This is a genomic window from Mesorhizobium sp. 2RAF21 (genome assembly GCF_052115345.1).
Lineage (GTDB): Bacteria > Pseudomonadota > Alphaproteobacteria > Rhizobiales > Rhizobiaceae > Mesorhizobium > Mesorhizobium terrae.
In genome coordinates this window covers 35,796-55,204 of sequence record NZ_JBFRGM010000021.1, presented here as the reverse complement: position 1 = coordinate 55,204, position 19,409 = coordinate 35,796, and the positions used below count along the sequence as shown (strand labels likewise).

Sequence of the window (19,409 nt, the reverse complement as noted above, 5' to 3'; positions counted from 1 at the left end):
ATCAATGAAAAAAGCCCCGGCAACGGGGCTTTTTTATTGGCGGATCGATGTCGCGAATCCACCCCGACCACATGTCTGGACCTACTGGCCAGCTTTGCGCCGCCACCGGGCCTGTGCTAGTCGCGAAGGCCGATGCCAGACCAAACCACGCACCGCTCCATATACCGGCGAAGGGCCTGGTATCTGAAAGGCATGCGCGGCGCGTTCTCGCTTCCTGGTCTGATCCTCGTCAGCTCTTTCGTCGGTTTCGCAGCCCTGGCGAAGGATGCGGGCGTGACGGCGGCGCAGGCCGTGTTCATGACAGGCATCGTCTGGGCATTGCCGTCCATGGTCGTGCTGGTGGGCGCCATTGTGTCCGGAGCGATCCTGCCGGCGGCGATGCTCGCCGTGACTTTGTCGGCCATACGCCTGATGCCGATGGTGATGGCGCTTTTGCCCGAGATGCGCGCCGACAAAACCCGGCCGTGGGTGCTTTATCTGCTTTCGCATTTTGTCGCTGTTACCTCCTGGGTGCTGGCGATGGAACGCCTGAGGCATATTCCGCGCGACATGCGCGCGACCTATTACGCCGGGCTCGGCAGCACGCTGGTTTTGACGAACATGATCGTGGTCGCCACCGTCTATGCCGTGGCGGACAGGCTCCCGTCGACCGTATCGGCGATGCTGCTTTTGCTGACACCGATGTATTTCCTGACCTCGCTATGGGGCTCGGCGCGCGAGCGGGCAGGGCATCTCGCCATGGTTCTCGGCCTCGGTCTCGGGCCGCTCTTCCATGTCCTGGTGCCGAAACTGGATCTCCTGGCGGCCGGACTGGTCGGTGGCACGGCGGCTTATGGCTGGCATCGGTGGCGGCGCAAGGCGCGCGCCGCATGAGCTTTTTCGGCAACAATGCCTGGTGGTGGCCCTATCTGTTCATCCTCGTCGCCGGTTTCGCGGCAACGGATTTCTGGCGCTTCCTCGGTGTCTATCTCGGCGGCAGGCTCTCCGAGGATTCCGATCTCCTGGTGCTGGTCCGCACAATGGCGACGGCGCTGGTGGCCGCCGTCATCGGCAATCTGATTGTCTTTCCGGGCGGAGCGCTGGCTCATACCCCGGCGATCTTGCGCGTCGCGGCTGCCGCCCTCGGTTTCGCCGTCTACCTCGCCTCCGGCAAGCGCATGGTCGTGGGCATTTTGACGGCCGAAATGGTGCTGGCGCTGGGCCTCTATCTGCCTCTCTGACCCGTTGCGCCGGCGGGTCAGCCCGCCAGCGCCGCCTTGATCTTCTCCGCGTTAGCCGCCAACACCTCGGGCTTCTCCATTCCTCCGGTATGCGGCTTCAACGGCACGCCTTCGAAGCGGGGGACGACATGAACATGCAGGTGGTAGACGGTCTGGCCCGAAGCCGGCTCGTTGAACTGCATGACGGTTACGCCGTCGGCTGCGAAAGCCTTTTTCACGGCATGGGCGATCTTCTGGGTGACGGCGAAGAGGGGGGCGAGCGTCGCCGGATCGGCGTCGAGCAGGTTGCGCGATGGCGCGCGCGGCACCACCAGCGTATGGCCTACCCCCTGCGGCATGACATCCATGAAGGCGATGACCGCATCGTCCTCATAGACGCGATGCGAAGGGATTTCGCCGCGCAGCAGCTTGGCGAAGATGTTGGTATCGTCATAGCTCATGACATGCCTCTCGTGCTGTTTTTACGGCCGGTGGTTGGATTCCGACATTTGTATCCCACTGGGACGATGGTTTGGGCAAATGTCGGCGTCGAAGCTTCACTAGTCTATGCGTCGTTGCACGAAATCAGGCACCGGAAAAGATGCTGCGAAACTATCTCTACCTCATCGTCGCGATCCTGTTCGAGGTGGTTGCCACCACCGCGCTCAAGGAGACGCAAGGGTTCACCCGGCTCGGGCCGTCGCTAGTCGTGGTGACGGGATATGCCTTCGCCTTCTATTTCCTGTCGCTGCCTTTGCGCACCATGCCGGTCGGCATTGTCTATGCGCTGTGGTGCGCGGCCGGCATCGTGCTCATCACCGCCATCGGCTGGATCTGGTTTCGCCAGGCGCTCGATCTGCCGGCCGTGATCGGCATGGGGCTGATCATGGCAGGCGTAGTGGTGATCAATCTGTTTTCCAAGACGCTCGTCCACTAGGACGTGTGAACGGTTAGGGTCCACATAAGGCGCGATCGGCCCCGATTTACGTCATTCCGGGGCCGCGCAGCGGAACCCGGAATGACGTAATGAGAGTGACTTAGCCGTCTACGCGATTTAATCCGCCACCGGCTCGCTTTTGCGGAATGGTGTGTGGTCGTCGAGATAATCGCCCATCGCCGCCACTTCACGGCGCTCGCGCGCCAGATAGTCGGCCACCGCGCGCCGCAGGCCCGGATGGGCGATGTAGTGCGCCGAATGAACCGTCACCGGCCGGTAGCCGCGGGCCAGCTTGTGCTCGCCTTGCGCGCCGGCCTCGACCACCTTCAGCTTGCGTTCGATCGCGAAGTCGATGGCCTGATGGTAGCAGACCTCGAAATGCAGGAAGGGATGGTCCTCGATACAGCCCCAGTTGCGCCCATAAAGCGTGTCGGAGCCGATGAAGTTGATCGCGCCGGCGATGTAGCGGCCATTGCGTTTGGCCATCACCAGCAGGATGTCGTCTGCCATGCGTTCGCCGATCAGCGAGAAAAAGCGGCGGTTGAGATAGGGACGGCCCCATTTGCGCCCGCCGGTATCCATGTAGAAGGCGAAGAAATCGTCCCAGGCGCGTTCGGTGATGTCCTTGCCCGTCAGCCGCTCGATGGTGATGCCGTTACCCAGCGCTTCGCGGCGCTCCTTCTTCAGTGCCTTGCGCTTACGTGACGCCAGCGTGGCCAGGAAGTCGTCGTAGCAGCCATATCCTTCGTTGAAGAAATGGAACTGCTGGTCGGTGCGATGCAGGAAACCGGCGGCTTCCAGCGTTGCGACATCGTCTTCGCCGGCGAAAGTGACATGGGCCGACGACACGCCGAGCTGCTCGGTAACGAGCTTCAATCCCGCCGCCAGCCCGGCTTTTACGGTGCCTGCATCCTCGCCATGCGAGACCAGCAAACGAGGGCCGGTGGCCGGCGTGAACGGCACCGAGCATTGCAGCTTGGGATAATAGTGGCCGCCGGCGCGTTCGAACGCGTCGGCCCAGCCATGATCGAAGACATATTCACCCTGGCTGTGCGATTTTGCGTAGCAGGGCACCGCGCCCAGCAGCTTGCCGTCGGCTTCCAGGCGCAGGTGATGGCCCTGCCAGCCGGTGCGCGGCACGGCGCAGCCGGATTCTTCCAAAGCACTCAGGAAATCGAAGGAAACGAAAGGGTTATAGCCGGCTTTCGATGTTCTGGTTGTGCCGAAAAAACCGTTCCATTCGTCGCGGGTGAAGGCGTTGATGCCGGCGGCTATGCGCACGGCATAGCCCGCCTCATTGTGTTCGCCCGCGTCGTTGCCCTGGTCCATGGCCTGTTACTTATGGTCCATCGGGCCGGGTGCAAGATGCCATCAAGCGATGCGGACGGGATCGGGTTCGAAACCCTCGAACGTCATCTGGTCGGCATATTTGAAGGTCAGATCGATGGCCGGCTGGTCGCGGATGGTCCAGGTGATCACCGGCATCGCCAGTTTTCCGCGCACGAAGGAGACGAAGCGGTTCGGCAGGTCTCCGGCGGCATAGGAAGTGAAGGCGATGCCGTGCGCCAGCATGGCAAAATGCGCCTCGATTTCGTGGTTGCCGGTGCCGTAAGCGGTCAAACCGCCGGGAATGCCGGGCGCCTCGGTCGAGAATTCACGGATCAGCCAGTGGTCGAACGACATGATGGCAACCTGGCCGTCATAACGCTTGAGCAGGCGCCCGACCGCCTTGACCAGACCGGCATCGTGACCGGGAACGCCCTTGATCTCGACCACCAGCGGCACGCGGCCGTCGACGAGATCGAGCATTTCCTTCAGCGTCGGCGGATGGTCGCCGGTGCCACCGATGCGCAATTGTGCCATCTCGGCGGCGGTGCGCTGCCAGACGAAGCCTTCGGTGCCGGTCAGCCGGCGCAGATCGTCGTCGTGGATGACGATCGGCACGCCGTCGGCGCTGAGATGCACGTCGCATTCGATCGCATAACCGCGCTCGATGGCGGCGGAGAAGGCGGAAAGCGTGTTCTCCCAACGCTTGTTGTTGAGATCGTGAAAGCCGCGATGCGCGATCGGACGGGCGGTCAGCCAGGAAATGTCGGTCATGATGGGCCCGGCTTACTCGACTTCCAGGATCGCTTCGATTTCGACCGGGGCGTTGAGCGGCAGCGAGGCGCTGCCCACGGCCGAGCGTGCGTGCTTGCCCTTGTCGCCGAGGACAGCCGCCAGAAGATCGGAAGCGCCATTGGCAACGAGGTGCTGTTCGACGAAATCCGGCGTCGAGGCGACGAAGACCGTGATCTTGACGATGCGGCGGATTTTTTCGAGGTCGCCGAGCGCGGCCTTGGCCTGCGCCAAAATGTTGACCGCGCAATATTTGGCGGCTTCCTTGCCGGTGGCGACATCGACGTCGCGGCCGAGCAGTCCGGTGGCGACCAGCTTGCCATCCTTCAATGGCAACTGGCCGGCGGTGAGCAGAAGATTGCCGGAACGCGCGAACGGAACGTAGTTGGCGGCGGGTGCAGCGGCGGCCGGCAGGGTGATGCCGAGTTCGCTTAGCCGCTTTTCGATTGTTTCGCCCATGGTAATTCCTTATTGCTTGAACGTGCCGGCGTCGGCTGGGTCGAACCTGCAATGTTTGACACGCTTCCGCCACGACTTTTTTCGATGTCGATCATCTTTCGTGCGGCATGCCGTCAGCCGCGCCGACCGGAGCCGCCCATGCGCGTCACGCGCCTTTTCCAGAGTGCCCTTCTGCTCTCCGCAGTGCTGCCGGCGGTGCCTGCCTTCGCCGTGCCAACGCTGCAGCCGCACCGCGCCGTCTATGACCTGGCGCTGAACAAGGCTTCCGACCGGTCCGGCATCACCGGGCTGTCCGGCCGCATGGTCTATGAATTCAACGGCTCGCCCTGCGAAGGCTATACGGTGAAGTTCCGCTTCGTCACGCAGATCGCGACGAACGACAACACCAGGCTGACCGACCAGCAGACGACCACCTTCGAGGACGCGCAGGGCAAGACCTTCTCCTTCGTGACGAAATCCTTTGTCGACCAGAACCTCGACAAGGAAGTGAAGGGTACCGCCACCAAGGAAGCCAAGGACCTCAAGGTCGAGCTCGACAGGCCGGACAAGAAGACGCTGGAACTGAAACTCACCCAGTTTCCGACCCAGCATCTGGTGGAATTGATCGGCAAGGCCGAGAAGGGCGAAACCTTCTATGAAACCAACCTGTTCGACGGTTCCGATGCCGCCGACAAGGTGATGACCACGACCGTGGTGGTCGGAAAGCCGTCGACCGTTGCAACCGACGATCCGGAGCGGCCGGCGCTCGCCAGCTTCGCCAAGGACAAATACTGGCCCGTCGACATTGCCTATTTCGACGAGACCAACAAGGAGAGCGGCGAGGAGCTGCCGGAATACCGCATCTCCTTCAAGCTGCATGAAAACGGCCTGACGCGCGACCTGACGATGGATTACGGCGACTTCTCGATGACCGGCAAGCTCGTCAACCTGTCGCTGTTCGATCTGCCGGCTCAGAAGCCCTGCAACCAGTAGCGGGCGTCGCGGCCGGCTCATGGCTGTCTATGTCGATGCGGCGATATGGAAGTGGGCAGGGCACCGCTGGTGCCATCTCATGGCCGACGATACCGACGAACTGCACCGGTTCGCCGCCGAGCTCGGCGTCAAACGCTCGTCCTATCAGGGGCCGCCCAAGACATCGGCTCCACACTACGATATTACTGGCTTCGAACGCGATCGCGCCGTCCGTCTCGGCGCCGTCGAGTGCAGCCGCGAGGAGATCGTCGCGATTTTCCGGCGCGTGCGGATCAGGAACGGGAAGGTGAGAAAATGACGCCGACAGCATTGCTTGCCTATTGCATGGCCGCCACGCTGGCGGCGATGACGCCCGGTCCGGCGATGTTCGCCGTCATCACCAATGGCGTTACGCGCGGCTTCATGCGCGCTTTCACGACCGGTCTCGGCGTGGCGGCAGGCGATGCTGTGCTGGTTACGCTGGCTTTGCTTGGCCTGGTCGCCTTGGCGCAGACCTTCGAATGGGTTTTTCTCGTCGTTAAATATGCGGGCGCGGCCTATCTGGTCTATCTCGGCATCAGGATGTGGCGAGCGGCGGCTGCCAGCGCCGACGAAAGCGGCAAGGGGGAGACGCGGTTTGCGCGCTCCTTCTTCCTCGGCGCGTCCATCGCGCTCGGCAATCCCAAGGCTATCCTGTTCCATGCCTCGATCATGCCGCTGATCCTCAACCTCAACACCATGACCTTCGCCGACGGCGTTCTGGTCGTGGCCGTGGTGATCTCGGTCAACATCCTCACCATGGGCTTTTACGCGGCCTTGTCCGGGCGCGCCTCGCGCTGGTTCCGGGTGCCGTCGCGCATGCGGCTGATGAACCGCGTGGCCGGCGGCGCCATGATCGGCACCGGAGCATTGATCGCCGCGCGTTGAGATGAAGGCGAACAGCACGTCGATCGGGATCGGGGTCTTCTACGGCGCCGGCCGGACCCATGCGCATCTGTAGAATGTCGGCAGAAACCCGTCCTTGAGATGGTGAAATAGCCAATAGAATCAAAATTCATGCGGGATTTGATTTCAGGGCCGGCTAATGCAGGTTTCGTGTACGTTTTTGCCAAGCGCGAACTGTTGCGCCAATGCCGTCGCCGGCACATGGCCGGTTTTTGGCGCTATCGCTTGCTTTTGCGCTGCAACACGGTTATAGGCGCGACCATTCCACACACGGGTTTTGGTGTCTGTCCGGGAGAAATCCGGCTGAAACCTCCGGTGGCGGTCAAGGCGAACCCCGAAAAGCGACATGCTTTCGATCCGGTTTTCCCAAAACCGTCAAATGCCCGTGGAGGTCAACCGGAAAGGAACTAAAAGAATGGCTCTGCCAGATTTCAGCATGCGTCAGCTTCTCGAAGCTGGTGCTCACTTCGGCCACCAGACCCACCGCTGGAACCCGAAGATGGCGCCCTACATCTACGGCGCCCGCAACAACGTCCACATCATCGACCTGTCGCAGACGGTGCCGCTGCTGCACCAGGCGCTCAAGCAGGTTTCCGACACCGTCGCCCGCGGCGGCCGTGTGCTGTTCGTCGGCACCAAGCGCCAGGCTTCGGACATCGTTGCCGATGCGGCCCAGCGTTCGGCCCAGTATTACGTCAACTCGCGTTGGCTCGGCGGCATGCTGACCAACTGGAAGACGATCTCGAACTCGATCCAGCGTCTGCGCAAGCTCGACGACCTGCTCTCCGGCGGCGAAGCCCAGGGCTTCACCAAGAAGGAGCGCCTGAACCTCGACCGTGAGCGCGAGAAGCTCAACAAGGCTCTCGGCGGCATCAAGGACATGGGCTCGACCCCGGATCTGATGTTCGTGATCGACACCAACAAGGAAGCGAACGCGATTCTCGAGGCCAAGCGCCTCGGCATTCCGGTCGTCGCCATCATCGATTCGAACTGCGATCCGGACAAGATCGACTTCCCGATCCCCGGCAATGACGACGCCGCCCGCGCGATCCAGCTCTATTGCGACTTGATCGCCAAGGCTGCCATCGACGGCATCGCCCGTCAGCAGGGCGCGCTCGGCGTCGACGTCGGCGCTTCGGCGGAAGCTCCGGTCGAGCCGGCTCTCGGCGAGACCCCGGCCGGCGAAACCCCGGAAGCCTAAGCAGGAAGGCCGCTTCAGGCCTTCATCAATTTCATATCTTGGCGCGTTAAGCGCTTGAATGCGGCGCATCATCGAAAGTTCGATGGTGCGCCAGCCCTATTGCGAAACAAAGAGGCGACAATGAGCATTTCAGCAGCACAGGTCAAAGAACTGCGCGACCTCACCGGCGCGGGCATGATGGACTGCAAGGCGGCCCTGGCCGAGACCAACGGCGATATGGAAGCGGCGGTCGACTGGCTGCGCAAGAAGGGCATTGCCAAGGCCGACAAGAAGGCCGGCCGCACCGCGGCTGAAGGCCTGATCGGTGTCGACGCCGGCGTGCGCGAAGCCGCGGTCGTCGAAGTCAATTCCGAGACCGATTTCGTGGCGCGCAACGACGCCTTCCAGCAGATCGTCGCCAACGTCTCCAAGGTCGCGCTGGCCTATGGCAAGACCGAAGCCGTCGCCAATGCCAAATATCCGGGCTCCGACAAGAGCGTCACCGACACGATCAAGGACGCGGTCGGCACCATCGGCGAAAACCTCGGCTTCCGTCGTTCCGACAAGCTGACCGTCTCGCAGGGTGCGGTCGCCACCTACATCCACAACGCCGTTGCCGACAATCTCGGCAAGCTAGGCGTTCTGGTCGCCATCGAGACCGCCGGCGACGCGCACAAGGCCAGCGCCTTTGCCCGTCAGGTTGCCATGCATGTCGCGGCCACCAACCCGCAGTCGCTCGACATCGACGCCCTCGACCCGGCCGCCATCGAGCGCGAGAAGGCGATCTTCTCCGACCAGGCGCGCGCTTCGGGCAAGCCGGAAAACATCATCGAGAAGATGGTCGAAGGCCGCCTGCGCAAGTTCTACGAGGAAGTCGTGCTGCTCAAGCAGGCCTTCGTGCTGAACCCCGACGTCACTGTCGAGCAGGCGCTGAAGGAAGCCGAGAAGGAAATCGGCGCGCCGGCGAAGATCACCGCCTATCTGCGCTTTGCACTCGGCGAAGGCATCGAGAAGGAAGAGACCGATTTCGCCGCCGAAGTCGCGGCAGCGGTCAAGAAGTAATCTCTGGAAGCTTTGCTTCTAAGCCATTGATCGGCCGGGTGTCCGCGAGGATGCCCGGCCGATTTCTTGTGCGGTGTCGATGAAGGCGCGCAGTTTCGGCGCCATCGCCGCGCGGCGTGGGAAATAGAGGAACAGCCCCGGCTCCTCGACGGAGGTTTCCCGTAAAACCTCGATCAGCCGGCCAGCCTCGATATCGGGGCGCATCAGCGGCTCCAGCCCGTAGACCAGCCCGACGCCGGCAACGGCGAGATCGCGGGCCGACATCTGTTCGGTGACTACGGCCGTGCCGCGCGTGGCCACGCTCACATCCTTGCCGTCCACCATCAGATCCCAGCGATAGAGCGCGCCCGAGCGCAGCAGCCGGTAGCCGACGCAGTTGTGATTGGCGAGGTCGTCGGCGCTGCGCGGTTTGCCGTGGCGGCCGATATAGGCAGGCGAGGCGACGATTGCCGTGCGGAACGGCGGCGTCAGCCGCACCGTTACCATGTCCTGCGCGATCATCTCGCCCAGCCGCACACCCGCATCGAAACCTTCGCCGACAATGTCGGTCAGCCGCTCGTCGGTGAAGATCTCGACGGTCACGTCCGGATAGCGTTCGGCCATGGCGGACAGCACCGGCATCAGCGCCATGGTCAGCGCCACGCGCGAGGTGTTGATGCGCAAAAGCCCGCCGACACGGCCTTTCACGGCGCGGATGCGCTCCAGGCGCTCGGCGATGTCGTCAAGGGCCGGGCCGGCGGTGGCGAGCAGCGCGTGGCCGGCTTCCGTCAGCGCGACGGAGCGCGTGGTGCGGGCAAAAAGCGGTTGACCGATGCGCTCCTCGACCAGCCGCACGGCATGGCTCACCGCCGAAGGGCTCATGCCGAGCGCGGCGGCGGCCGGAGCGAAACCGCCGCGCCGGGCGACGGCGATGATGACGGGCAGGTGGCTGAGCAGGTCGCGATCCATTCATGAACGATATCGCATAGTGCATGCGGATAAAGCAACATTATCAAATGGCCGTCCGGGCTCCATCTTCCCTGCATGAACATCAGGCAGGAGCAAGTCATGTCCATGCAATTCAAGGGAAAAACCGCCCTGGTGACGGGAAGTTCGCGCGGCATCGGCCGCGCCATCGCGGAGCGGCTGGCCGAGGGCGGCGCGGCCGTCGTCATCAACTATCTCGAGAACGAAAGCCGGGCGCGGGAAGTCGTCGACGGCATCAAGGCACGGGGCGGAAGCGCGATCGCGATCCAGGCCGACATGGCAAGCCCGGCCGACATCCGGCGCCTGTTCGATGAGGCCGAAGCGGCATTCGAGCGGCCCGACATCGTCGTGGCCAATGCGGCGACTGCTGTGATCAAGTCCATCGTCGATTGCACCGAAGAGGATTACGACCGGGTCTTCGACACCAACACCAAGGGCGTCTTCTTCGTCCTCCAGGAAGCGGCGCGGCGGGTACGTGATGGCGGGCACATCGTCGTCACCTCCACCGGCGGCACCAAAATGTTTTTCGGCCAGACGTCGCTTTATCTCGGCAGCAAAGGCGCGGTCGAGCAGTTCGTGCGGGTACTTTCGCGCGAACTCGGCCCGCGCAACATCACCGTGAACGCCATTTCCCCCGGTTTCACCGACACCGAGCTTTTGCCGGATCGGGATCGCGCGGTTGCCGCCGGCATGTCGCCATTCGACCGCATCGGCAGCCCGCAGGAAGTCGCCGAGGTTGCTGCTTTCCTCGCCAGCGACGCGGCGCGCTGGGTCAGCGGGCAGAATGTCGGCGCCGGCGGCGGCGTCTTCTGAGCCTTGCCGTCCACCGCCCGGCTCCGGGCCCGAGACCCAAGCACTGACCAACAACCTTCAACCGACCAGCGCCCACGATACCGACGGGCCGCTACAGGTCGCTCAACATCCATTCCATGCAGATGAGAGGAAAGACCATGAAAACCCTGACGCGCCTTGCGCTCTACGCCGCTGTCGCTACTGCTCCCGAAGCCGGCGGCATTGCCGCCTCGGCCAATCCTTCGAGCCCGGATCTGCGGGTGCTTGCTGAGGAGCGGGCACTGATCCGCATCGCCGACCATATCGACCGCGCCGTCGACGCGCAGGACTGGAAGCGTGCACGCGGCTATTTCGCCGACCGGGTGCGGGTCGATTTCTCCTCGCTCAGCGGCCAGCCCGAAAGCACCATCCCCGCCGATGACCTGATCGCCGGCTGGGCCGGCAATCTGAAGGGCAGCAAGACCAGCCTGCACCTGCGCACCAACCACGAAGTCACCGTTGAAGGCGACCGCGCCACCGTGCAATCCAACGGCTACGCCTGGAACCGCATGGAAGGCAATGGCGATCCCTTGTGGGAAGTGTGGGGCACCTACACGCATCAGATGGTGCGCAGCGGCGACGGCTGGAAGGTCGATGCCTTCGCTTTCCACAAGACCCATGAACGCGGCAGCGACTGGGTGAAAACCACGCCCGGCCGCTGACCCGACCGCACGCCCGGACCTGCAACCAACCGAATTTCGAGAGAGACCATCATGACCACGACCTATTACACGCTGGGCAACAGCGGCCTGCGCGTCAGCCGGCTGGCGCTCGGCACCATGACCTTCGGCACTGAATGGGGCTGGGGCACGGAGAAGGCGACCGCGCGGGCCCTGTTCGACGCCTATGTCGAGGCCGGCGGCAATTTCTTCGACACGGCGGACGCCTATACCGGCGGCACCTCCGAAACCTGGCTCGGCGAATTCATTGCCGAGCGAGGGCTGCGCGATCGCGCCGTCATCTCCACCAAGTTCACCATGAACCTGGAAGGCCCCGAGCCCAACAGCGGCGGCAACGGCCGCAAGAACATCATGCGGGCGCTCGACGGTTCGCTGAAGCGGCTCGGCACCGACTATGTCGACCTCTACATCCTGCATTGCTGGGACCGGCTGACGCCGCCGGAGGAGGTGATGCGCACGCTGGACGATCTGGTGCGGGCCGGCAAGGTTCGCCATGTCGGCCTGTCCGACGTGCCGGCCTGGTATGCCAGCCGCGCCCAGGCGGTGGCGGAATTCCGCGGCTACGAGCCGGTTTCGGCGCTGCAGCTCGAATATTCCCTGGCCGAGCGCAACATCGAGCACGAATTCGTGCCGTTCGGCACCCGCCATGGCGCCGGCATCATGGTGTGGAGTCCGCTGGCCAGCGGACTGCTCAGCGGAAAATACCGCAGCGGCGATGCGGGCAAGGCAAGCGGTCGGCTCGAAACGGTGCGCGGTACGGCCAATCCTGGGTTCCAGAAGTTCAACGACCGCAACTGGGCGATCGTCGCCGAACTCGAACAGGTTTCGGCAACGCTCGGCAAAAGCATGGCGCAAGTGGCGCTCAACTGGGTGGCGACCCAGCCGGGCGTCGCCTCGACCATCATCGGTGCGACCAGGCTGGAACAATTGAAGGACAATCTCGGCGCGCTGGACTTCGAAATCCCGGCCGAATTGCGCCTGCGGCTGGATGCCGCGAGCCGTCCCGCCACGCCGTTTCCGTACTCCTTCTTCGGTCCCGAGATTCAGGGCGGCATCACCGGGGGCGCGGCGGTCGGCGACAAACCTGCCGGTTATTATCCGGATCTGTTGATGCGGGGAACGTTTGCCGGCGTCAGTTGAGGAGAACGGGCATTAAGGGCAGGGCGCCGCGTGACATGGCGGCGCCCTTCGTGTATCCGGTCTCCACATTGCAAAACAGACGCGGGAAAGAGCCGGGTTTCACCTGAGACCATCCCGCTCCGCGATCCTAGGGGACCCGATGACAGCCAAACCGCTCTACCGACGTGTCCTGTTGAAAGCGTCGGGCGAGGCGCTGATGGGCGAACAGCATTTCGGCATCGACGTCTCGGTCGTCGACCGCATCGCCTCCGATATCGCCGAGGCGCGCACACTCGGCGTCGAGGTCGGCGTCGTCATCGGCGGCGGCAACATCTTCCGCGGCGTTGCCGTGGCTTCCAAGGGCGGCGACCGGGTCACCGGCGACCACATGGGCATGCTCGCCACCGTCATCAACTCGCTGGCGCTGCGCACCTCGCTCATCAAGATCGGCGTCGATGCCGTCGTGCTGTCGGCCATCGCCATGCCGGAGCTGTGCGAGAGCTTCTCGCAGCGCCAGGCCACTGCCTACATGAACCAGGGCAAGGTGGTGATCTTTGCCGGCGGCACCGGCAATCCCTTCTTCACCACCGATTCGGCTGCGGCATTGCGCGCGGCCGAAATCGGCGCGGATGCGCTGTTCAAGGGCACCCAGGTGGACGGCGTCTATTCGGCGGACCCCAAGAAGGACCCCACCGCGACCCGTTTCGACCGCATTACCCATGCCGAAGTCATCAATCGTGGCCTTTCCATCATGGATACGGCCGCAATTGCGCTTGCGCGCGAAAACAACATTCCGATAATCGTCTACTCGATCCACGAAAAGGGCGGTTTCGGCGAGATACTGAAGGGTGGCGGCCACTGCACGGTGGTAGCCGACAAGTGAGAACAGGGCCTCGCCCTGATGCAAGTGGTTCGGACAGCGGGCCGGGGAGACGACTATGAGTGGCGATTATAACGATCTGACGCGGCGCATGGATGGGGCGATTGCCGCCTTCAAGCACGATCTTGCTTCGCTGCGCACCGGGCGCGCGTCCTCCAACCTGCTCGACGCCGTCAATGTGCAGGCCTACGGTTCGGCGATGCCCATCAACCAGGTGGCGACCGTCTCGGTGCCGGAGCCGCGCATGATCTCGGTCTCGGTGTGGGACAAGTCGATGGTCGGCGCGGTCGATCGCGCCATTCGCGAAGCCAATCTCGGTTTCAATCCGATCGTCGACGGCACCAATCTGCGCATTCCGTTGCCGGAGCTGAACGAACAGCGCCGCAAGGAACTGGTCAAGATTTCGCATGGTTATGCCGAGAACGCCCGCGTCGCCGTCCGGCACGTGCGCCGCGACGGCATGGACTATCTGAAGAAGGCGGAAAAGGACGGCGATATCGGCGAGGACGATCACCGCAAGGAATCGGACCGCGTCCAGAAGCTGACCGACGAGACGATCAACATGATCGATCGCATGCTCACGGAAAAAGAAACCGAGATCATGCAGGTTTAGGCGAGGCTGGCCGGCCCGAAAGCAGAACCATGGCAACCCCCGCGCATGTCGCGATCATCATGGATGGCAATGGCCGCTGGGCCAAGGCGCGCGGACTGCCGCGGCTCGCCGGCCATCGGGCGGGCGTGGAGGCCGTGCGCAGGACCGTGAAGGCGGCGCCCGACCTCGGCATTTCCTATCTCACGCTCTACGCCTTCTCCTCGGAGAACTGGTCGCGGCCTAAGTCCGAGGTCTCAGACCTGATGGGGCTGTTGAAACTGTTCATCCGCCGCGATCTCGCCGAACTTCATCAGAACGGTGTCCGGGTCAGGATCGTCGGCGATCGGACCAGCCTGCAGCCCGACATTCGTGGCCTGCTCGTAGAGGCCGAGACGCTGACTGCTAACAATTCGGCGCTGACGCTGGTGATTGCCTTCAACTATGGCAGCCGCGATGAAATCGTGCGTGCGACGCGCAAGTTGGTGGCCGCGGCAGCGCGCGGCGAGATTACGCCTGCCGACGTCGATGCCGAGATTTTCGCCGCCAACCTCGATACAGCGGGCATTCCCGATCCCGAGCTCATCATCCGCACCAGCGGCGAACTCAGGCTTTCCAACTTCCTGCTGTGGCAGGCCGCCTACAGCGAACTGGTGTTCCTGCCGTGCTACTGGCCGGATTTCAGCCGCGAGCATCTGGCGGATGCGATTCGCGATTTCGGCGGGCGCGAGCGCCGATTCGGTGGTGTTGCCCCGCAAGACGTCGCCTCATGACGGGTCAGCTGAGCAACCTCCAGACCCGGGTCGTTTCAGCTGTCGTGCTTGGTATCGCCGCATTGGCGCTGACTTGGCTCGGCGGTTTGCCGTTCCGGCTGCTGGCGGCGCTGATCGCGGGCGCGATCTTTTATGAATGGACGCATATGACGCGCGCCAAGGCCGGGCCGGGGCTCGGCTTTGTACCGGAAGCGTCGATGCTGGTCTTTCTGGGTGTTCTGGTTGCCGGCCTGCCGGCTATGCCGACCCTTGTCGTGCTGGTTGCCGCGGTCGCCATCGCGGCCATTGTCGGTGCCATGCGCGGGGCAGGGCAGTGGGACGCGGTCGGTGTCGCCTATGCCGGCCTGTCCGGCTTTTCGCTAGCCTTCCTGCGTGATTCCGACTGGTCGGGCCTCGCCGCGGTGCTGTTCCTGTTCGCGGTGGTCTGGGCGACCGATATTTTCGCCTATTTTGTCGGTCGTGCCGTCGGCGGGCCGAAGCTGGCGCCGGCGATTTCCCCAGGCAAGACGCAGAGCGGCGCGCTGGGTGGTGCGGTGTTCGGCCTTGCGGCAGGACTGCTGCTCGCGCTCGTGCTCGGACTGTCCAATCTGGCAACGCTGGCGCTGGTGGCGTTGTTCCTTTCAATCGTGGCCCAGGCTGGCGACCTGTTCGAATCCTGGGTGAAGCGACGGCACGATTGCAAGGATTCCAGCGCCATCATCCCGGGACATGGCGGTGTCATGGACCGTGTCGACGGGCTGGTGGCTGCGGCTGCGGCGCTTTACCTGATTGGCTGGATGGCCGGCTCGGCCGATCATCCGGCACACGGCTTGTTTCCGGTCTGAAATTATCGTTGAGCTTCGGGTGGCGTCCGCCACGGATTCGCCCCGATTGAGGTCACATTTGCGGCGCGGATATACGCCGGGAATTTTGAGGACGTGATTTGAACGATTTTCTTCCCGGATTGTTCGGCATCGGTGGCGTCGTGCTCGGCACGCTCATCCCGTTCCTGTTCGTGCTGACCGTCGTCGTCTTCGTGCACGAGATGGGCCACTATCTGGTTGGCCGCCTCTGCGGCATCGGCGTGCGCGCCTTTTCCGTCGGTTTCGGTCCGGAACTCGTCGGCTTCACCGACCGCCACGGCACGCGCTGGAAACTCTGCGCCATACCGCTCGGCGGCTATGTCAAATTCGTCGGCGACATGAACGCGACCTCCAGCCAGCCCGGCTCCGAGGAGATCGAGAAGCTAACCGACGACGAGCGCAAGGTCGCCTTCCACACGCAGCCGATCTGGAAGCGCGCCGCGACCGTGTTTGCCGGGCCGCTGTTCAATTTCCTGCTGACGATCGTCGTTTTCGCCGTGCTGTTCCTGAGCTTCGGCCGCTACGTGCTGGAGCCGACGGTCGCCGAGGTTCGGCCGAACAGCCCGGCCGCCGTGGCCGGCATTCTGCCGGGCGACCGCTTCGTCAGCGTCGATGGCGAGAAGGTCGAGACCTTCTCCGACGTGCAGCGGCTGGTTTCCGGCCGGGCGGGCGATGCCATGACCTTCGTGATGCTGCGCGACGGCAAGAACGTTACCGTGGTGGCGACGCCACAGCTTTCCGAGGAAAAGGACGCGCTCGGCAACAAGGTGAAGATGGCGGTGATCGGCGTCGGCAACAATGCCGAGGTCGGCCAGCCGCGGCTGATCACCTATTCGCCCGGAGGCGCCGTGGTCGCGGCCGTCGAGGCAACCGGCCAGATTGTCGAGCGCACCGGCCTCTTCATGAAGCGTTTCGTGGTCGGCCGCGAGGACAAATGCCAGCTTGGCGGGCCGGTCAAGATCGCCGGCATGGCCGGGCAGGCGGCCAAACTCGGCTTCGAATGGCTCGTGCAACTTGTCGCGTTGCTATCGGTCGGTATAGGGATACTCAATCTCTTGCCGATTCCGCCCCTCGACGGCGGCCATCTTCTCTTCTATGGGATCGAGGCCGTCATCCGGAGGCCGGTGTCGGAGCGGATGATGGAAGCGGTCTATCGAACGGGGATGATTCTGGTTTTGGGGTTTATGGGGTTCGTTTTCTGGAACGATCTCTTTGGGTGCTGAAATCATGAAAGAATTTGGCTCGCGGAGCGGCTTGTTGAGGCGCCGTTTACCATGAGCGGGGATATGAGTGACGCGAAAGCCACGCTGGGTTGGTAAGTAAATACAAATTAACCAGAAGCCTTGCGTGTAGGGAAAATCCGGTTAATACGGTACGGGAAAATGACCGCGACGTCCGGTTTTCTCGCCGTGGGGACTTCGAGAAAAGGTTTTAAAGCCCGATGAAGGCAGCATCCAAGTTTCTGAGCGCCGCGTCCGCGGCGGCTATGTCAGCCGCCCTGGTTGTGCCGGGTTCGCTCGCTGTTCAGTTTGCGTCCGTGTCTGCTGCCCATGCGGCTGTGGTTAGCCGGGTCGATGTGAGTGGCAACACCCGTGTCGATGCCGAGACGATTCGCAATTATGTGAAGATCAAGCCGGGCAAGGCGTTCTCGAATGCCGATATCGACGAAGCCGTGAAGGCGCTGTTCGGCACCGGGCTGTTCTCCGACGTGCGCATCAACCAGGTCGGTTCGGCGCTGGTCATCAAGGTTTCCGAATACCAGGTCGTCAACCAGGTCATTTTCCAGGGCAACAAGAAGATCAAGGACGCCCAGCTCGCCAACACCGTGCAGCTGAAGCCGCGTTCGTCCTATTCGCAGGCCGCCGTCGACGCCGACATCGAGACGATCAAGGAAGCCTATCGCCGCATCGGCCGCGATGACGCCGCCGTCACCAGCCAGATCATGGATCTGGGCGAAAACCGCGTGAACGTCGTCTACAACGTCAACGAAGGCGAGCGCACCAAGATCGTCGCCGTCAATTTCGTGGGCAACAAGGCTTTCTCGAGCCGTCGCCTGTCCGACGTGATCGGCACCAAGAAGTCGAGCTGGCTGTCGTTCATCCTGCGTGACGACGTGTTCGATCAGGACAAGCTGAAGGCCGACGAGGAGCTGCTGCGCCGCTTCTACTACAATCGCGGCTATGCCGACTTCCAGGTCGTCTCGGCCTCGGGCGAGCTCGACAGCTCCAACAACCAGTACACCGTCACCGTCACGGTCGATGAGGGCGAGCGCTACGATTTCGGCGAAATCAACGTCGACAGCTCCATCCCGGAAGTCGATGCCAAGGCGCTGCAGGCGGTGGTTCAGACCTATAAGGGCGACACCTACAACGCCAAGAAGGTCGAGGATTCGATCATCGCGCTGACCGAGCGGGTCGCTGGCCAGGGTTATGCGTTCGCGCAGGTTACGCCGCGTGGCGACCGTAATTTCGAGAACAAGACGATTTCGGTCACCTACACGATCGATCAGGGCGCCAAGGCCTATATCGAGCGCATCGAAATCCGCGGCAACAGCCGCACGCGCGACTACGTGATTCGTCGCGAGTTTGACCTCAGCGAAGGCGATGCCTTCAACCAGGTTCTCGTGCAGCGCGCGAAGAAGCGCCTGGAAGCGCTTGATTATTTTGAAAAGGTCGAGATTTCGACGCAGCCAGGCTCCGAGCCGGACCAGGTTGTTCTGGTGGTTGACGTGGTCGAGAAGTCGACCGGCGACTTCTCGGTCGGCGCCGGCTATTCGACCGGCGGCGAAACGCCCGGTCCGTCGGTCACCGGCTCGATCACCGAGCGTAACTTCCTCGGTCGTGGCCAGTTCATCAAGCTGTCGGCCGGCGGTGGCCGCAGGTCGCGTGACTTCAGCGTCTCCTTCACCGAGCCGTATTTCCTCGGCCGTCGCATCGCAGCCGGTTTCGACATCTATCGGTCGACCCGCAAATACGACGCCTATGATTCGGAAACGATCGGCGGAACCATCCGTTTCGGTCTGCCGATCACGCAGAACATCACGACGCAGCTCGCCTACAACATCTCCCAGGAGAAGTATAAGTACGACAACGGCTGCTTCGACTCGACCGGCGTCTTCAACCCGCTGCTCTGTAACGTGTCGACCGCCATTCAGAACGCCATCACCGACCCGCTTACCGGCCAGCCGCGCGGCGCCTGGATCAAGTCGTCGGTCAGCGCCGGTCTGGTGTACAACACCATCGACGATATGAAGAACCCGCACTACGGCATCTATGCCAACGGCACCGTCGAGGTGGCGGGCCTGGGTGGCGATGCCAAGTTCGTCAAGCTCTCGGCGCGCAGCTCGATCTACCAGACGCTGTCGGAAGAGCTGGACATCGTTGGCGTGGTTTCCGGCGGCGCTGGCCACATCATCGGTTACGGCAGCAACGATCTGCGCGTCTTCGACATGTTCCAGAACAACGACCGCATGATCCGCGGCTTCGAGTTCAACGGTATCGGCCCGGCTTCCACGCCGACTGCCAACGGCAGCCGCGACCATCTCGGTGGCACGACCTACTTCAATGCGTCGGCCGAAGCGCAATTCCCGCTGCCGGTCGTTCCGGAAAGCCTCGGCCTGCGTGGCGCGGTGTTCGCCGATGCGGCAACGCTGTATGGCAATGACGTTTTTGGTGTCGACTCGTCGACGACCGGCATGAAGCTGCGGGCGTCGGCCGGTATCGGCCTGATGTGGGCTTCGCCGTTCGGACCGCTGCGCATCGACTACGCGATACCGCTGAAGAAGGAAAAGACGGACAACGTCCAGGAATTCAACTTCGGCATATCGACCCGCTTCTGATTTGAGAACCGCGACGACTTCCGGGCCCGATGGCCCGGGA

Annotated in this window: 23 protein-coding genes; 18 read left to right on the top strand and 5 right to left on the bottom strand. The window is 63.0% G+C overall.

What is annotated here, in order from left to right; all coding sequences use genetic code 11:
* Window positions 1-132: 132 nt before the first annotated feature.
* Together AB4136_RS27070 and AB4136_RS27065 are read left to right on the top strand one after the other, a co-directional pair.
* Window positions 133-873 (top strand): AzlC family ABC transporter permease, encoded by a 741-nt coding sequence (locus tag AB4136_RS27070; protein ID WP_051504897.1) that lies wholly within the window; start codon window positions 133-135, stop codon window positions 871-873.
* Window positions 870-1,220, top strand: coding sequence for an AzlD domain-containing protein (locus AB4136_RS27065; RefSeq protein WP_024924115.1), 351 nt, complete (start codon window positions 870-872; stop codon window positions 1,218-1,220). The genes AB4136_RS27070 and AB4136_RS27065 overlap by 4 nt, the downstream gene beginning before the upstream one ends.
* Window positions 1,221-1,237: 17 nt before the next feature.
* Here AB4136_RS27065 and AB4136_RS27060 read toward each other — a convergent pair whose 3' ends face one another.
* A complete protein-coding gene (locus AB4136_RS27060) occupies window positions 1,238-1,660 on the bottom strand; it encodes an HIT family protein (RefSeq protein WP_024924114.1) in 423 nt (140 codons plus the stop codon).
* A 143-nt stretch (window positions 1,661-1,803) separates the two neighbouring features.
* Here AB4136_RS27060 and AB4136_RS27055 point away from each other — a divergent pair, with 143 nt between their 5' ends.
* Entirely contained in the window at window positions 1,804-2,136 is a 333-nt protein-coding gene (locus tag AB4136_RS27055; protein WP_065997926.1) for a DMT family transporter, read from the top strand.
* Window positions 2,137-2,253: 117 nt separating this feature from the next.
* Here AB4136_RS27055 and AB4136_RS27050 read toward each other — a convergent pair whose 3' ends face one another.
* The 3 genes from AB4136_RS27050 to AB4136_RS27040 are packed head-to-tail and all read right to left on the bottom strand — an operon-like array spanning window position 2,254 to window position 4,713.
* A complete protein-coding gene (locus tag AB4136_RS27050) occupies window positions 2,254-3,465 on the bottom strand; it encodes a GNAT family N-acetyltransferase (protein WP_024924112.1) in 1,212 nt (403 codons plus the stop codon).
* 42 nt (window positions 3,466-3,507) lie between these two features.
* A complete protein-coding gene (locus tag AB4136_RS27045) occupies window positions 3,508-4,236 on the bottom strand; it encodes a glycerophosphodiester phosphodiesterase (protein ID WP_024924111.1) in 729 nt (242 codons plus the stop codon).
* Between the two features lie 12 nt (window positions 4,237-4,248).
* Window positions 4,249-4,713, bottom strand: a complete 465-nt coding sequence (locus tag AB4136_RS27040) for a RidA family protein (protein ID WP_024924110.1) — start codon at window positions 4,711-4,713, stop codon at window positions 4,249-4,251.
* Between the two features lie 138 nt (window positions 4,714-4,851).
* Here AB4136_RS27040 and AB4136_RS27035 point away from each other — a divergent pair, with 138 nt between their 5' ends.
* From AB4136_RS27035 to tsf, 6 genes are all read left to right on the top strand, one after another.
* Window positions 4,852-5,685 (top strand): cell envelope integrity EipB family protein, encoded by an 834-nt coding sequence (locus AB4136_RS27035; RefSeq protein ID WP_024924109.1) that lies wholly within the window; start codon window positions 4,852-4,854, stop codon window positions 5,683-5,685.
* 19 nt (window positions 5,686-5,704) lie between these two features.
* Window positions 5,705-5,983 (top strand): DUF4031 domain-containing protein, encoded by a 279-nt coding sequence (locus AB4136_RS27030; RefSeq protein ID WP_024924108.1) that lies wholly within the window; start codon window positions 5,705-5,707, stop codon window positions 5,981-5,983.
* Window positions 5,980-6,591, top strand: a complete 612-nt coding sequence (locus tag AB4136_RS27025) for a LysE family translocator (RefSeq protein WP_024924107.1) — start codon at window positions 5,980-5,982, stop codon at window positions 6,589-6,591. Before AB4136_RS27030 ends, AB4136_RS27025 begins: the two co-directional genes overlap by 4 nt.
* Window positions 6,592-6,720: 129 nt before the next feature.
* The gene (locus tag AB4136_RS27020) at window positions 6,721-7,020 is read left to right on the top strand and encodes a hypothetical protein (RefSeq protein WP_137900716.1); all 300 of its coding nucleotides are present in this window, start codon (window positions 6,721-6,723) and stop codon (window positions 7,018-7,020) included.
* 4 nt (window positions 7,021-7,024) lie between these two features.
* Window positions 7,025-7,810 carry a 30S ribosomal protein S2 gene (gene rpsB, locus AB4136_RS27015; RefSeq protein WP_036255262.1) on the top strand — a complete coding sequence of 262 codons (786 nt, stop codon included), beginning with the start codon at window positions 7,025-7,027 and terminating at the stop codon, window positions 7,808-7,810.
* Between the two features lie 120 nt (window positions 7,811-7,930).
* Window positions 7,931-8,851 carry a translation elongation factor Ts gene (gene tsf, locus AB4136_RS27010; protein ID WP_024924105.1) on the top strand — a complete coding sequence of 307 codons (921 nt, stop codon included), beginning with the start codon at window positions 7,931-7,933 and terminating at the stop codon, window positions 8,849-8,851.
* Window positions 8,852-8,869: 18 nt separating this feature from the next.
* On the opposite strand, the gene AB4136_RS27005 is transcribed toward tsf, so the two are convergent.
* Window positions 8,870-9,799, bottom strand: coding sequence for a LysR family transcriptional regulator (locus tag AB4136_RS27005; protein WP_024924104.1), 930 nt, complete (start codon window positions 9,797-9,799; stop codon window positions 8,870-8,872).
* A gap of 99 nt (window positions 9,800-9,898) precedes the next feature.
* Here AB4136_RS27005 and AB4136_RS27000 point away from each other — a divergent pair, with 99 nt between their 5' ends.
* From AB4136_RS27000 to bamA, 9 genes are all read left to right on the top strand, one after another.
* Window positions 9,899-10,630 carry an SDR family oxidoreductase gene (locus AB4136_RS27000; RefSeq protein ID WP_024924103.1) on the top strand — a complete coding sequence of 244 codons (732 nt, stop codon included), beginning with the start codon at window positions 9,899-9,901 and terminating at the stop codon, window positions 10,628-10,630.
* A gap of 137 nt (window positions 10,631-10,767) precedes the next feature.
* A complete protein-coding gene (locus AB4136_RS26995; RefSeq protein ID WP_024924102.1) occupies window positions 10,768-11,310 on the top strand; it encodes a nuclear transport factor 2 family protein in 543 nt (180 codons plus the stop codon).
* 51 nt (window positions 11,311-11,361) lie between these two features.
* Complete coding sequence (locus tag AB4136_RS26990; RefSeq protein WP_024924101.1) at window positions 11,362-12,468, top strand: aldo/keto reductase; 1,107 nt, start codon at window positions 11,362-11,364, stop codon at window positions 12,466-12,468.
* Window positions 12,469-12,607: 139 nt separating this feature from the next.
* A complete protein-coding gene (gene pyrH, locus AB4136_RS26985) occupies window positions 12,608-13,330 on the top strand; it encodes a UMP kinase (RefSeq protein ID WP_024924100.1) in 723 nt (240 codons plus the stop codon).
* 55 nt (window positions 13,331-13,385) lie between these two features.
* Entirely contained in the window at window positions 13,386-13,940 is a 555-nt protein-coding gene (gene frr / locus AB4136_RS26980; RefSeq protein WP_024924099.1) for a ribosome recycling factor, read from the top strand.
* A gap of 29 nt (window positions 13,941-13,969) precedes the next feature.
* On the top strand, window positions 13,970-14,689 hold the full coding sequence (locus AB4136_RS26975; RefSeq protein WP_024924098.1) for an isoprenyl transferase: 720 nt from the start codon (window positions 13,970-13,972) through the stop codon (window positions 14,687-14,689).
* A gap of 8 nt (window positions 14,690-14,697) precedes the next feature.
* The gene (locus AB4136_RS26970; protein ID WP_024924097.1) at window positions 14,698-15,513 is read left to right on the top strand and encodes a phosphatidate cytidylyltransferase; all 816 of its coding nucleotides are present in this window, start codon (window positions 14,698-14,700) and stop codon (window positions 15,511-15,513) included.
* A 98-nt stretch (window positions 15,514-15,611) separates the two neighbouring features.
* Window positions 15,612-16,754, top strand: a complete 1,143-nt coding sequence (gene rseP, locus AB4136_RS26965; RefSeq protein WP_024924096.1) for an RIP metalloprotease RseP — start codon at window positions 15,612-15,614, stop codon at window positions 16,752-16,754.
* A gap of 218 nt (window positions 16,755-16,972) precedes the next feature.
* Complete coding sequence (bamA, locus tag AB4136_RS26960) at window positions 16,973-19,369, top strand: outer membrane protein assembly factor BamA (protein ID WP_024924095.1); 2,397 nt, start codon at window positions 16,973-16,975, stop codon at window positions 19,367-19,369.
* Window positions 19,370-19,409 lie beyond the last annotated feature (40 nt).

Coding starts and splice junctions, on each gene's coding strand:
- AB4136_RS27070 (WP_051504897.1), top strand. CDS start 133: ATGCCAGACCAAACCACGCACCGCTCCATATACCGGCGAAGGGCCTGG.
- AB4136_RS27065 (WP_024924115.1), top strand. CDS start 870: ATGAGCTTTTTCGGCAACAATGCCTGGTGGTGGCCCTATCTGTTCATC.
- AB4136_RS27060 (WP_024924114.1), bottom strand. CDS start 1,660: ATGAGCTATGACGATACCAACATCTTCGCCAAGCTGCTGCGCGGCGAA.
- AB4136_RS27050 (WP_024924112.1), bottom strand. CDS start 3,465: ATGGACCAGGGCAACGACGCGGGCGAACACAATGAGGCGGGCTATGCC.
- AB4136_RS27045 (WP_024924111.1), bottom strand. CDS start 4,236: ATGACCGACATTTCCTGGCTGACCGCCCGTCCGATCGCGCATCGCGGC.
- AB4136_RS27040 (WP_024924110.1), bottom strand. CDS start 4,713: ATGGGCGAAACAATCGAAAAGCGGCTAAGCGAACTCGGCATCACCCTG.
- AB4136_RS27035 (WP_024924109.1), top strand. CDS start 4,852: ATGCGCGTCACGCGCCTTTTCCAGAGTGCCCTTCTGCTCTCCGCAGTG.
- AB4136_RS27030 (WP_024924108.1), top strand. CDS start 5,705: ATGGCTGTCTATGTCGATGCGGCGATATGGAAGTGGGCAGGGCACCGC.
- AB4136_RS27025 (WP_024924107.1), top strand. CDS start 5,980: ATGACGCCGACAGCATTGCTTGCCTATTGCATGGCCGCCACGCTGGCG.
- AB4136_RS27020 (WP_137900716.1), top strand. CDS start 6,721: ATGCGGGATTTGATTTCAGGGCCGGCTAATGCAGGTTTCGTGTACGTT.
- rpsB (WP_036255262.1), top strand. CDS start 7,025: ATGGCTCTGCCAGATTTCAGCATGCGTCAGCTTCTCGAAGCTGGTGCT.
- tsf (WP_024924105.1), top strand. CDS start 7,931: ATGAGCATTTCAGCAGCACAGGTCAAAGAACTGCGCGACCTCACCGGC.
- AB4136_RS27005 (WP_024924104.1), bottom strand. CDS start 9,799: ATGGATCGCGACCTGCTCAGCCACCTGCCCGTCATCATCGCCGTCGCC.
- AB4136_RS27000 (WP_024924103.1), top strand. CDS start 9,899: ATGTCCATGCAATTCAAGGGAAAAACCGCCCTGGTGACGGGAAGTTCG.
- AB4136_RS26995 (WP_024924102.1), top strand. CDS start 10,768: ATGAAAACCCTGACGCGCCTTGCGCTCTACGCCGCTGTCGCTACTGCT.
- AB4136_RS26990 (WP_024924101.1), top strand. CDS start 11,362: ATGACCACGACCTATTACACGCTGGGCAACAGCGGCCTGCGCGTCAGC.
- pyrH (WP_024924100.1), top strand. CDS start 12,608: ATGACAGCCAAACCGCTCTACCGACGTGTCCTGTTGAAAGCGTCGGGC.
- frr (WP_024924099.1), top strand. CDS start 13,386: ATGAGTGGCGATTATAACGATCTGACGCGGCGCATGGATGGGGCGATT.
- AB4136_RS26975 (WP_024924098.1), top strand. CDS start 13,970: ATGGCAACCCCCGCGCATGTCGCGATCATCATGGATGGCAATGGCCGC.
- bamA (WP_024924095.1), top strand. CDS start 16,973: ATGAAGGCAGCATCCAAGTTTCTGAGCGCCGCGTCCGCGGCGGCTATG.